At 32.8% G+C, this 12,136-nt stretch carries 12 protein-coding genes; 5 read left to right on the plus strand and 7 right to left on the minus strand.

Annotated elements, in window-relative coordinates; translation table 11 throughout:
- Positions 1–140 precede the first annotated feature (140 nt).
- The 3 genes from FEF17_RS12645 to FEF17_RS12655 form a co-directional block, all read right to left on the minus strand.
- Positions 141–620: a PAS domain-containing protein gene (locus FEF17_RS12645; protein ID WP_139002781.1), complete on the minus strand. Its 480-nt coding sequence runs from the start codon at positions 618–620 to the stop codon at positions 141–143.
- 265 nt (positions 621–885) lie between these two features.
- Positions 886–1,491: a pyridoxamine 5'-phosphate oxidase family protein gene (locus FEF17_RS12650; RefSeq protein ID WP_139002782.1), complete on the minus strand. Its 606-nt coding sequence runs from the start codon at positions 1,489–1,491 to the stop codon at positions 886–888.
- Positions 1,492–1,511: 20 nt separating this feature from the next.
- On the minus strand, positions 1,512–2,459 hold the full coding sequence (locus FEF17_RS12655; protein WP_139002783.1) for an NAD(P)H-dependent flavin oxidoreductase: 948 nt from the start codon (positions 2,457–2,459) through the stop codon (positions 1,512–1,514).
- Positions 2,460–2,749: 290 nt separating this feature from the next.
- Here FEF17_RS12655 and FEF17_RS12660 point away from each other — a divergent pair, with 290 nt between their 5' ends.
- Positions 2,750–3,253, plus strand: a complete 504-nt coding sequence (locus FEF17_RS12660) for a nicotinate-nucleotide adenylyltransferase (protein ID WP_139002784.1) — start codon at positions 2,750–2,752, stop codon at positions 3,251–3,253.
- A 79-nt stretch (positions 3,254–3,332) separates the two neighbouring features.
- On the opposite strand, the gene FEF17_RS12665 is transcribed toward FEF17_RS12660, so the two are convergent.
- Both FEF17_RS12665 and FEF17_RS12670 read right to left on the minus strand, forming a co-directional pair.
- Positions 3,333–4,568 (minus strand): class I SAM-dependent rRNA methyltransferase, encoded by a 1,236-nt coding sequence (locus tag FEF17_RS12665; protein ID WP_139002785.1) that lies wholly within the window; start codon positions 4,566–4,568, stop codon positions 3,333–3,335.
- Positions 4,569–4,657: 89 nt separating this feature from the next.
- Complete coding sequence (locus FEF17_RS12670) at positions 4,658–5,389, minus strand: bacteriorhodopsin-like (RefSeq protein ID WP_139002786.1); 732 nt, start codon at positions 5,387–5,389, stop codon at positions 4,658–4,660.
- A gap of 173 nt (positions 5,390–5,562) precedes the next feature.
- Between FEF17_RS12670 and FEF17_RS12675 the strand changes: the two genes are divergently transcribed.
- Positions 5,563–6,402 carry a Brp/Blh family beta-carotene 15,15'-dioxygenase gene (locus FEF17_RS12675; RefSeq protein ID WP_246046861.1) on the plus strand — a complete coding sequence of 280 codons (840 nt, stop codon included), beginning with the start codon at positions 5,563–5,565 and terminating at the stop codon, positions 6,400–6,402.
- 45 nt (positions 6,403–6,447) lie between these two features.
- Here the strand turns inward: FEF17_RS12675 and dnaK are convergent, their stop codons facing one another.
- Entirely contained in the window at positions 6,448–8,358 is a 1,911-nt protein-coding gene (gene dnaK / locus FEF17_RS12680) for a molecular chaperone DnaK (protein ID WP_139002788.1), read from the minus strand.
- 211 nt (positions 8,359–8,569) lie between these two features.
- On the opposite strand from dnaK, the gene FEF17_RS12685 reads away from it, so the two are divergent.
- Positions 8,570–9,991, plus strand: a complete 1,422-nt coding sequence (locus tag FEF17_RS12685; protein ID WP_139002789.1) for an L-serine ammonia-lyase — start codon at positions 8,570–8,572, stop codon at positions 9,989–9,991.
- Here the strand turns inward: FEF17_RS12685 and FEF17_RS12690 are convergent, their stop codons facing one another.
- On the minus strand, positions 9,992–10,453 hold the full coding sequence (locus FEF17_RS12690; RefSeq protein ID WP_139002790.1) for a nuclear transport factor 2 family protein: 462 nt from the start codon (positions 10,451–10,453) through the stop codon (positions 9,992–9,994). It lies immediately after the preceding gene.
- Positions 10,454–10,577: 124 nt separating this feature from the next.
- On the opposite strand from FEF17_RS12690, the gene panB reads away from it, so the two are divergent.
- Positions 10,578–11,396 carry a 3-methyl-2-oxobutanoate hydroxymethyltransferase gene (panB, locus tag FEF17_RS12695; protein ID WP_139002791.1) on the plus strand — a complete coding sequence of 273 codons (819 nt, stop codon included), beginning with the start codon at positions 10,578–10,580 and terminating at the stop codon, positions 11,394–11,396.
- Between the two features lie 37 nt (positions 11,397–11,433).
- Positions 11,434–12,135 (plus strand): RluA family pseudouridine synthase, encoded by a 702-nt coding sequence (locus FEF17_RS12700; RefSeq protein ID WP_139002792.1) that lies wholly within the window; start codon positions 11,434–11,436, stop codon positions 12,133–12,135.
- Position 12,136: the final 1 nt, after the last annotated feature.

The following is a 12,136-nucleotide window of genomic DNA, read 5'->3' on the forward strand; positions in this document are numbered from 1 at the left end:
AAGACGAAGTGTGTAAAAAAACCGTTCAATGGTAATTTTGAACCATTTATAAATAATTGATTTGAAGTATTCGACATTATTCTTCCAAACACTTCCTCTTAATTTCTCGCTAGTTTTGAAAAGGGCCATGTTATAGCAAGTCACATTTTTATCCGTTTTTCTAAAGCCAAAAGATGTAATAGGTTATTGTTTCTATCTTTTAATGGATATATATCTAAGTGGCAATTATAGGCGTCTCCATTCTTTTTGTAATTAATTATTGAAGTCTTAAATGGTCTGCCTTTCGCAAGGTTAGCTCTTATTGATTCTAACGAAGCTTGTGTGGTATTCTTACCTTGTAAAAAACTAGGATGTTTACCTTCAGCATAATTGGCTGGATACCCTATCATTTTAGTAAAACCTTTATTAACCCATTCAATCTGTTGCTGTTTATTCGTTAATATGATTGCTTCAAAATCGTTATTGGTAATTAATTCTTCAATGTTAAAAACCCATCCAAATTCTTTCTTATAGGTATTTAAAACCTCAATTTCTTGCTGCTTATTGAAATGTTTTGCTTGGTTTACCAAAAACATTCCATAAATATCCCAACATTTTAAGGGTGCTTGTTTGATTGTCATAGCTTCATTTTTTAAAGTGCAGTACGAATGAAGCCAATTTGGTGTAAATAATATACACTAATATATTGCAATAATATATCTTGACCTGGCTTCAAATCGCGAAAGCACATGGTTAATATTTAAAGGCAAGTATCTGGCTTGTAATTTGCATTACTTACAGTTGCGCGACAGCTCGTGACTTTAACACGATTCCTTAATATTTAGCGAAGAGCTAAACCTTTATAATAGATTAAAAGATATTGCTTTAAAATCTTAACAGCAAATTCTATAAGTCTCTGGAGTACCTTTTTTCCATATCTTCCCTGGTTTCGGGCTCTTTATTGGTGCCTAATTGGTCATTAAGCATTTTTCCAATTGTTGGAAAGTTATCTTTATTAATTTGTGCAGATATATCCCATAGTTTAGAGCGCATAAAGGCCTTGGCACAATGCAGAAATGATTCTTCTACCGTAACATGAATGCATGCTATGGGTGGGTTTTGTTCTTCTGAAAACAACTTTAAATATGTAGGATCTGAAGAAAGATAAGCACTACCATTAATGCGCAAAGTTTCGTTAATTCCAGGAATTAAAAACAGCAATCCAATGCGACCTGTTTCGATAATATTAGAAATACTATCAACTCTGTTATTACCTTTTGCATCCGGAATTATTAGTGTATTATCATCTAAAATCTTAACAAAACCCGTACTTCCTCCTCTGGGAGAAGCGTCTTGCTTACCTGCTTCACTAGAACTAGACATGACTAAAAATGGAGACGTTTCAATAAAGTTTATTGCATGTTTTTCAAGTTTTGTTAAAACTTTGTCTTTAGCTCTTCCCTTAGGGTACCCGTATAATTTGCGAAGTTGTTCTTGACTGATAATTTTCATTTTCTAAAATTACTAGAAAATTATTGAATTAATTTTCTGATTATTTCCTTTACTGGAAGTATGGCCTTAGTATGCTCAATACTTGGTCCCGCAACCCAAACCGTTTTATAGGTCGCTTTAGTTGCTGCATTTTTGGTGGCATTCATACCTATTGAAAAGCGAATCATTTTTACCCATTTTTTGAGCTTCTTATTTTTGTTTAAAATAGATTCTAACCAAGTTTGTTTAGTTCCGATTTTTTGAACGTATGGTGTGTTAATAACAGTACATGGCGTACCAGAGATTCGTTCTGTCATTACAATGTCTTTTGCACCATAATCTACGCAGGCTTGTTTATATTCTTCGGTTACATTAGCTTCAAGAGAGGCAATAAAGGGACTCCCTACCGAAACTCCTTCTGCTCCAAAACTAAGCATTTCATCAATATCGGCTTTACAACCTACACCGCCTGCCGAAATAACAGGTATACTACATTTAGAACTTAACTCTTTTAATAAATCTTCTGGAGATAGACTCCCTCTATGTCCACCAGCTTCATTATTAACTGCGATAATAGCGTCTGCACCTAGGGCTTCAACTTTTTGAGCAAATTTAAGATCGACCACATCACAAAAGACTTTAATACCCACTTTATGTGCTTGTTTTATAGTTTCTTCGGGGCTTCCTAATGAAGTAATAATAAAATCACAGCCTTCCTCACAGATAACTTCTAATTGGCCTTTATATTTTACGTTGGATTTATTCACAATTAAATTAAATCCAAAAGATCCGCCTTCTGGTTTTGCTGCATTTAATTCACGTAATGCCACGCGAAGTTCATCTAAAGTTCTATAGTTTAAAGCTGGGATACAACCGGCGATACCCCCATACATGGCCTCTTTAACCATTGAAACATTTGAAACCAAAAACATTGGAGCTTGTATAATTGGGTGTTTTATTTTAAGAAGTTCTGTTAGTTTTGTTATCATCGTTAAAAATTGGTTTCAACAAATATAACAAATATAACAAACTATTATGCGTGCATAATAACTAACAAATAAAATTACAAACACTTTATAAATTAAATGTATGAATAACCAATCCTGAAAAGTCTATATAAGATCATTTCTGTATGCCATTTAATTCCATATGCATTAACTAATAGTAACTTTCATAAAAACTAAAAATGATGATGTAACCCTCTAGAACTGATAGATATCATTGTGAGCATGTTATAAAAATCATATTTTATTCTTATTAATCTTAAAACCTTAATATCATGAAAAAATCAATTTTAAGTCTAATTATTTTTTGTTTGACATTTGGGGTGTATTCTCAAATTGAGAATCAACTCCCTGAAGTCGTAATAACAGCGGTGAATTATAAATATCTAAATGCTGTTGAAAATGAAGAAATCGACCTATCTGTACAAATGCTGCAAGAACAAGTAGCTATGTACGATTTAAAAAATTCAGAACTCTATGGTGATGAATATGAAACTTATACCGTATCCTTTTTTATTCCTGATGGAAAAATATTAGCTGCATATGACAAGAATGGTAAGATTATAAGAACGATTGAAAAATTTAAAAATATAAAATTACCTAAAAGTGTTAGAGAGGCTGTTTATAAAAGATTTCCTAATTGGTCTTTAGAAAAAGATGTTTATCTAGTAAATTATCATAGTAAGAATGAAAAAGTTTCTAAGGAATATAAAGTAAAACTTAAAAACGGTGAGAAAACTATGAGAGTAAAATTAACAGAGGATGGTAATTTTATGTAATTTTTAAAAATTTTAAATAATAATCTTAAAAAGTGCAATTATTGATTTGATTGCACTTTCTTTAATTATATATTAAAGACTATCTCTCATTAATAAAGCGATAATAGCCACATTTTAAATACGCACCTTCTGGAAATGAAATAGGATGATCTGAATCATGCTGTGTTGTTAAGACAAGCTGGAAACGTCTATTTGAAGAAGCTAAACTTTGATAATTAATCTCTAAAAAATCATCAGCTAAGACTCTAGATGAACAAGAAGCTAAAACCAATAATCCGTTTTTGGCGGTCAATCTGCATCCCAATTCGGCCAGTTGAGTATACTTCTTTTTAGCTAATTCTATTTCTGAAGCTTGTTTTGCAAAACTTGGTGGATCTATAACAACAATATCGAAGGTCACCTTTCTTTTGATTAATTTGTTGAGCACTTCAAAAGCGTCACCTGCTATGGTTTTATGGATTCCTTTATAAATATTTAACTTTCCATTTTGAATAGCTATTTCTAGAGCTTGTTTACTTATGTCTAAACTTGTCACTTCTTTAGCACCGTTTGCTAAAGCATGAACTGAGAATCCACCAGCATAAGAAAAAATATCTAGTACTGTTTTGCCTTTACTCAACTCGCCAACTTGCTTTCTATTGGCTCGATGATCTAAAAAATATCCTGTTTTATGACCTTTTATAACATTCGCTGAAAAATTAATACCATGTTCAACAAATTCTACAACTTCTTTTTCAAGAGTTCCATAAACGACCTCGCCATTTTTAAGTTGGTGTGCTTTTGAATTTTCTAAACCTCTACTTAATCTAATAACTACCGCTTCTGCTTTAGAGGTTTGTTGCAAACTAGGAATAATTATTTCTATATAAGGTAACCATATTTCTGAATAAATCTTAACGACTAAAACAGATGCATATACATCGGCTATTAATCCGGGAAACCCATCGTTTTCTCCAAAAATTAGACGATAACTATTAGTATTGGTTTTTAATAAGTAATTTCTTTTTTCAAAAGCTTCTTTTATTTTTCTTTGAAAGAATACTGCATTAATTTCAACTTTTTCATTGCCTGAGTGCAGCATCTTAATGCGAATTGGTGAATTTCCATCATATAATCCCAGCCCAACAACGCGATTTTTATTCTTACTGAAAACAATGGCTAAGTCTCCTGTCTTGGCATCATCGTTAATCTTTGCGATGTTATTTGAAAACACCCAGGGATGTCCTTTCACAACAAATTGCTCACCTTTAGCATTTAGTTTTACTGCTAAGCGTTTGGGTTGGTAATTTGATTTTATTTTTGATGAAAAGGTCATACATTATATTTAGTGCAAAAGTAACTGTTTGAAACAAAAAAGCGCATCCAAATTAATGAATGCGCTTTAATTGAAGATCTTGATCCAAATTAAGCAATGGCATCTTGTTTTTTAACAGCTAAAGCATAAATTACTAAACCAAAACCAATTTTGTTAATGGCATCAGCAATATTATAAACTACGTCTACACTTCCTGAACCTAATATGCTAGAGTACCAACCATCTGTACCCAACATATAGCCTAATGGATAAATTGCCCAACCCACTAATACAAACCAGCATAATATTTTGTGAGCTTTTAAAATTTCTCCACCAGCAGCTACTGCTAATTTTTTAGCTCCACCTATCCAGATTTCATATACAATGACAAAATAAGCTAATCCTGATATTCCTCCCCAAAGCGCTGCACTTGCAGGATATACCGCCTCACCGAAGTATCCAGTAACTAACATAACTACAGACAAGCCAATCATTTTCCACATTAAAGAAGGTTTGGCTCCAGCAACCTTTAAAATTAAATAAAACTCTACACACATTAATGGTACAGTTAGAATCCAATCAACATATCTAAAAAATGTTGGTGACTCCATATTAGCAGCCCAATAATCTCTCATATAGAAATAATGAACTGCTGCAATAAACGTAATTAGTCCAGAAACTAATACCGAAGTTCTCCATTTTTTATCAAATTGACTAAGTGATAAAAAGAAAAAGGCTGATGCCGCCATCATTGCCATACAGCCAACAAAGAAGGTGAAACCAATATAGTCTGTTGGATCCATTTTAGACGTAATGTCCGATAATAACACTAAATTTTTCATAATAATTATTTTGATGATTATTTTTTGTTTAAACAAATATAATAAAAGTTAAACAAAATAAATGTATTTTTGCTAAATATTTAACTTTAAATAGATTATATTCATAATTTTATATGACTAAAATTTATAATTTATCAATTGTGTTAAGTTTTTTAGGATTATGGATATCTTCTATGGTCTCAGGAAAACTCGAAATTATTTTTGGGTTTATTTTAATTTTTTCGTTTGGTATTTTACATGGTTCGAATGATATCTTACTTATTAATTCGATTACTACCAAAAAAGAAAAATATTCTTTTTTTAAAGTTTTGGTTACTTATTTGCTCACTGTTCTATCTGCTGTTATTATATTCTATTTTTTTCCATTAGTTGGTTTAATTTTATTTATTATGTTGAGCGCTTATCATTTTGGAGAACAACATTGGGAAGGTAAATTGTCAAATATTTCGAAAATAGTAAAAGACATATATTATCTTATTTACGGGTTGTTATTACTGCACCTATTATTTATATTAAATACTGACGATGTTATTGAAGTTGTTTTTTCTATATCAGGCTATACTATATCTAAGGACCTTATTATTTATTCTTTTGCATTTAATTGCTTCGTTTTTATTTCTTTAACCACATTCTTTTTTTTAAAATTTTCCTCTTTCCAAAAAACTATAATTATAGAATTATTTCTATTATTAATCTTTGCAATAATTTTTAAAGTGTCAACTTTAATATGGGGATTCACAATCTATTTTGTCTTCTGGCATAGTATTCCATCACTTTTTGAACAAGTAACTTTTATTTATGGAGCTTTCAATAAGAAAAATGTAAGCAGTTACTGTTTAAAGGCAATTCCTTATTGGCTCTTATCTTTAATAGGAATATTAATTGTATATTTTATTTTCAAAGAAGAAAAGATATTTTATGCTATTTTCTTTTCTTTCATAGCTGCAGTTACTTTTCCTCATGCATTAATAATAAACAAAATGTTTATAAATAAAAAAACACAACCAAAATAATGGTTGTGTTTTTTTTAATTTTAATTAATAAGTAAAGAATAGAACTTACTTCACTTCCTCAAAATCAACATCTTCAACGTCACTACCTTCAGCCTGTCCGTTTTGACTAGCATCTGGTCCAGGTTGTGCATCACCACCTGCTTGTTGGGCTTCAGCTTGTGCTTTGTACATTTCTTCAGAAGCAACTTTCCAAGCTTCGTTTATTTTGTCTAAAGCTGGAGTAATAACTGCTAAGTCTTTAGACTCATAAGCTTTCTTCAACTCTTCTAAAGCTTCCTCGATTGGTTTCTTTTTATCATCAGATAATTTATCACCAAACTCTTCTAATTGTTTTTCCGTTTGGAAAATCATAGAATCTGCTTCATTCAATTTTTGAGCTTGTTCAGCTGCAGCTTTATCTGCTTCAGCATTTGCTTCAGCATCAGCTTTCATTTTCTCGATTTCTTCTTCAGTTAAACCAGAAGATGCTTCAATTCTAATATCTTGTTTTTTACCTGTTGCTTTATCTTCTGCAGATACTTTAATAATACCATTAGCATCAATATCAAACGTAACCTCAATTTGCGGTGTACCACGTCTTGCTGGTGGAATACCATCCAAATGGAAACGTCCAATAGTTTTGTTATCTGCCGCCATAGCGCGTTCACCTTGCAATACGTGAATCTCAACAGATGGTTGATTATCAGCAGCTGTAGAAAATACTTGCGATTTCTTAGTAGGAATGGTAGTATTCGCCTCAATAAGCTTTGTAAATACGTTACCCATAGTTTCAATACCAAGAGATAACGGTGTTACATCAAGTAATAATACATCTTTAACATCACCAGTTAATACACCTCCCTGGATTCCTGCCCCTAAAGAAACAACTTCGTCTGGGTTAACACCTTTACTTGGTGCCTTTCCAAAGAATTTCTCAACAGCAGTCTGTACTGCAGGGATACGCGTAGAACCACCTACTAAAATAACTTCATCAATATCACTTTTACTTAAACCAGCAGCTTTTAAAGCAGAATTACATGGCTCAATAGTACGTTTTACTAAATCGTCGATTAATTGTTCGAATTTAGAACGTGTTAAAGTGCGCACTAAGTGTTTTGGTCCACTTGCAGTAGCCGTTATATATGGTAAGTTAATCTCTGTTTGTGCAGAAGATGATAACTCAATTTTAGCTTTTTCAGCAGCTTCTTTTAAACGTTGAAGTGACATAGGATCTTGTCTTAAATCCATAGACTCTTCAGCCTTAAACTCATCAGCTAACCAGTTAATGATTTTTTCATCAACATCGTCACCACCTAAGTGTGTATCTCCATCTGTAGATAATACTTCAAATACACCGTCGCCCAATTCAAGAATAGATACATCATGTGTACCACCACCAAAGTCAAAAACAACTATCTTTTGGTCCGTACCTTTTTTATCCATACCGTAAGCTAAAGCAGCAGCGGTAGGCTCATTAATAATTCTTTCTACTTTTAAACCTGCAATTTCTCCAGCTTCTTTAGTAGCTTGACGTTGAGAATCGTTAAAGTAAGCTGGAACAGTAATTACTGCACGACTTACATCAGCTCCTAAATAATCTTCAGCTGTTTTCTTCATTTTTTGAAGAATCATAGCAGATAATTCTTGAGGCGTGTATAATCTACCCTCTATATCAACTCTAGGCGTGTCATTATCACCTTTAACTACTTTATATGGTACACGTTCTGCTTCGTTTTTAGACTCAGAATATTTATTACCCATAAAACGTTTAATAGAATAAACCGTTTTAGTTGGGTTTGTTACCGCTTGTCTTTTTGCAGGGTCACCAACTTTAATCTCTCCTCCCTCTACAAATGCAATTACCGATGGCGTAGTACGCTTACCTTCTGCGTTTGGGATTACAACAGGTTCGTTACCTTCCATCACAGAAACGCAAGAGTTGGTTGTTCCTAAATCGATTCCAATAATTTTACTCATAATATTTTATTTATTGTGTTGAATGTTCATTTTATAATTCGATTTGTATAGGTCAATCATTATGCCAATGCATAAAGTATGACACAGTGTCACATTTTAATAACAACATGTACCATAACAAACTATTATGAAAGCTATTTTCTTTCCAATGGCAACTTTGTATGCATAAAAAAACAATCTATATTTGCTCAACTATAACGTTTGCGTAATTATGGAATGTATCTCCGTTTTCGATATGCTTAAAATTGGGGTTGGTCCTTCAAGCTCACATACGCTCGGCCCTTGGCGGGCTGCAGAACGTTGGATAAAGGAATTAAAACAATCTGGTAAATTTGATAAGGTTGAATCTATTACAGTAGATTTATATGGTTCATTATCCCTTACTGGTAAAGGGCATGCCACAGACTATGCGGTTATGCTTGGATTAAGCGGTTGCGATCCTGAGTCTATTCCAACTAACGACATTAAAACTGTTGTGTCTTCAATAAAAACAAAAAAAGAATTAAATTTTAACAACGAGAAAAACCTCCCATTTGATTCAACAACTCAAATTATTTTCAATAGAAAGTTTCTACCATTTCATTCAAATGGCATGCGATTTTCTGCAACCATTAATGGTAGAAAATCTAAATCTTTCTATTATTCCATTGGTGGCGGTTTCGTAGTAAAGGAAGAATTAAAAAACTCCAAAAGAAATTTCGAAATTAAATGCTCTTTTCCCTATCCGATTGAAAAGGGAACCGAATTACTCCAATTCTGTAAAATACTAAACAAACCCATTTCTGATGTGGTTTTAGAAAATGAAAAATCCATTCGTTCTGAAAATGATATCGATTTTGAATTAAAACGGATTTGGGACACTATGTTGGAGTGTATGTACACAGGCTGCCATACTGAAGGTAATTTACCAGGAGGTTTGAATGTTCGACGTCGTGCGTTTGATTTGCATAAGTCTTTGCAAGGTGATAATTCTTATAATAATCGTTTAGAATGGATCTATGCCATTAGAAATACTGAAGTTAAATTTAGACAGATTATAAAATGGGTTAGCTGCTTTGCACTTGCAGTAAATGAAGTAAATGCGTCTTTAGGACGTGTCGTAACGGCACCTACTAATGGAAGTGCTGGTGTTATTCCTTCTGTTTTAATGTATTACTTAGTTATTGAAAACCATGATGGCAATTTTGAAGATATTAAACGATTTTTATTAGTTGCTGGCGAAATTGGAAGTATCTTTAAAAAAGGAGCTACTATAAGCGCAGCTATGGGAGGTTGTCAAGCCGAAATAGGCGTGTCTGCTGCCATGGCCGCAGGTGCGTTATGTGAATTATTGGGCGGATCACCTGAACAGGTTTTGGTGGCTGCTGAAATTGCAATGGAACACCATTTAGGACTTACGTGTGACCCTATTGGAGGCTTAGTTCAAATACCTTGTATTGAACGTAATGCCATGGGGGCTATTAAAGCTATTAATGCTGCAGAACTAGCTTTAGACACCAATCCAGAACATGTTAAAGTACCATTGGATAAGGTGGTTTCAACAATGTGGGAAACGGCGCAGGATATGAGTACTAAATACAAAGAAACCAGTGAAGGTGGTTTAGCCGTAGGTGTTCATCTAACAGATTGTTAACTACTCCGCATTGCATGAAGATTTTCTTCGGGTATCAATTAAATAAATGATTTTCCATTGGTCTCCATCTTTAAACAACTGAAAGGAATTAACGCCACAGTGGCTAAAATTATCATTAAACCAAAATTCGTATGGTGTCCAAGCATTTGCCATATTGCCATCAATCTGGATACTATAATCTAACAAACGTTCATCCCATTTTTGATTATCCGGTCTGTTAGCAATAGCTTCAATTAATTTAGTAGGTTCGTCGGTGATTAAAACATCTTTTCCTTCTTTACTTTTATAGGCAGTTTGCATGAGGATTTTATCCATCATTACAGTTTTCATTAATGCTGTATCTCCTTTATGAAAACCTTCAAAAAAAGTATCAACAGCAGCTTTTACTTTAATTTGTTCATCCATTTGTGCTTCAATTGTAGTTGTTATTAATAAAACCAAAAATGCTATTACGCGAGTCATAATAAATTATATTTTGAACTAATTTATACTATATCATTCAATAGAACTGTGGCTTAAAGAAAAGTTTAACACTATACTTTTTAATTTATTACTTTTACAACCTATCACATATAAACTTATTTAAATGTCTGTTTCTAAAAAAGAATATAAACGAGTTACTGTAAAAAGTTTGGTGGACATGAAAGCCAATGGCGAAAAAATATCTATGCTAACAGCATACGATTATACCATGGCAAAAATTGTAGATGGTGCTGGTACAGATGTTATTTTAGTTGGTGATTCTGCCAGTAATGTTATGGCTGGTCATGAAACAACCTTACCCATAACATTGGACCAAATGATTTATCATGCATCTTCAGTAGTTCGTGCAGTCTATAGGGCTTTAATTGTTGTAGACTTGCCTTTTGGAAGTTACCAAAGTGACCCTAAAGAAGCTTTGCGCTCTGCAATTAGAATTATGAAAGAAAGTGGTGCACATTCGGTTAAACTAGAAGGCGGAAGGGAAATTAAGGAATCTATAAAACGAATTTTAAATGCTGGTATCCCCGTGATGGGACACTTGGGTCTAACACCTCAATCAATTTACAAATTTGGAACTTATACCGTTCGTGCGAAAGAAGAGCAAGAAGCTAAAGACTTAATTGAAGATGCTAAAATGTTGGAGCGTATAGGATGCTTTGCAATAGTTCTTGAAAAAATCCCTGCTAAACTTGCAAAACAGGTTGCTGAAAGTGTAAGTATTCCAATTATAGGTATTGGCGCTGGTAACGGAGTAGATGGTCAAGTTCTGGTTCTTCATGATATGTTAGGAATGACACACGAATTTAACCCACGATTCTTAAGACGTTATTTAAGTCTATATGAAGAAATGACTAATGCTATATCACAATATGTTGATGACGTAAAGTCGCAAGATTTCCCTAATGAAAGTGAACAGTACTAGGTGATAATTGATCCAACTCAATTTTATTTTTTAAAAATTGGCCAATAAAATACTTTCGAATAAGCAGAACCTTCAAGTTTTATACGAAGATAATCACATCATAATAGTAAACAAACGTGCAGGTGATATTGTTCAAGGTGATAAAACTGGAGATAAGCCTTTAAGTGATATTGTAAAAGAATATATTAAAGATAAATACAACAAACCTGGTAATGTTTATCTTGGAACAGTACATAGATTAGACAGACCAACATCCGGAATTGTAATTTTTGCTAAAACGAGTAAAGTACTGCCAAGATTGAATAAATTATTCTTATCCAAAGAAATAAAAAAAACGTATTGGGCAGTGGTTAAAAACCAACCACACAAAAATGAGGACACTTTAGTGCACTGGCTTAAAAAGAACCCAAAAAACAATAAGTCATATACCCATTTAAAAGAAGTAAAAGAAAGTAAAAAGGCTATTTTACATTACAAACTTCTCAAAAAGTTAGAAAATTATTTCTTTTTAGAAATAAATTTGGAGACAGGAAGACATCACCAGATTAGATCCCAATTATCCTCTGTTGGATTACCTATTAAAGGTGACTTAAAATATGGTTTTGACCGTAGTAATAAAGATGCTAGTATTCATTTACATGCCAGATTTATTGAATTTGTTCACCCTGTTAAAAAAGAACCTATTTCAATTCAAGCGCCACTTCCAAACGATGCTGTTTGGATGGCTTGCTTAAAATAAT

The organism is Hyunsoonleella aestuarii (assembly GCF_006148925.1).
GTDB lineage: Bacteria > Bacteroidota > Bacteroidia > Flavobacteriales > Flavobacteriaceae > Algibacter_D > Algibacter_D aestuarii.

Coding starts and splice junctions, on each gene's coding strand:
- dnaK (WP_139002788.1), bottom strand. CDS start 8,358: ATGAGTAAAATTATTGGAATCGATTTAGGAACAACCAACTCTTGCGTT.
- panB (WP_139002791.1), top strand. CDS start 10,578: ATGTCTGTTTCTAAAAAAGAATATAAACGAGTTACTGTAAAAAGTTTG.
- FEF17_RS12660 (WP_139002784.1), top strand. CDS start 2,750: ATGAAAAAATCAATTTTAAGTCTAATTATTTTTTGTTTGACATTTGGG.
- FEF17_RS12675 (WP_246046861.1), top strand. CDS start 5,563: ATGGTCTCAGGAAAACTCGAAATTATTTTTGGGTTTATTTTAATTTTT.
- FEF17_RS12690 (WP_139002790.1), bottom strand. CDS start 10,453: ATGACTCGCGTAATAGCATTTTTGGTTTTATTAATAACAACTACAATT.
- FEF17_RS12655 (WP_139002783.1), bottom strand. CDS start 2,459: ATGATAACAAAACTAACAGAACTTCTTAAAATAAAACACCCAATTATA.
- FEF17_RS12665 (WP_139002785.1), bottom strand. CDS start 4,568: ATGACCTTTTCATCAAAAATAAAATCAAATTACCAACCCAAACGCTTA.
- FEF17_RS12645 (WP_139002781.1), bottom strand. CDS start 620: ATGACAATCAAACAAGCACCCTTAAAATGTTGGGATATTTATGGAATG.
- FEF17_RS12670 (WP_139002786.1), bottom strand. CDS start 5,389: ATGAAAAATTTAGTGTTATTATCGGACATTACGTCTAAAATGGATCCA.
- FEF17_RS12650 (WP_139002782.1), bottom strand. CDS start 1,491: ATGAAAATTATCAGTCAAGAACAACTTCGCAAATTATACGGGTACCCT.
- FEF17_RS12685 (WP_139002789.1), top strand. CDS start 8,570: ATGGAATGTATCTCCGTTTTCGATATGCTTAAAATTGGGGTTGGTCCT.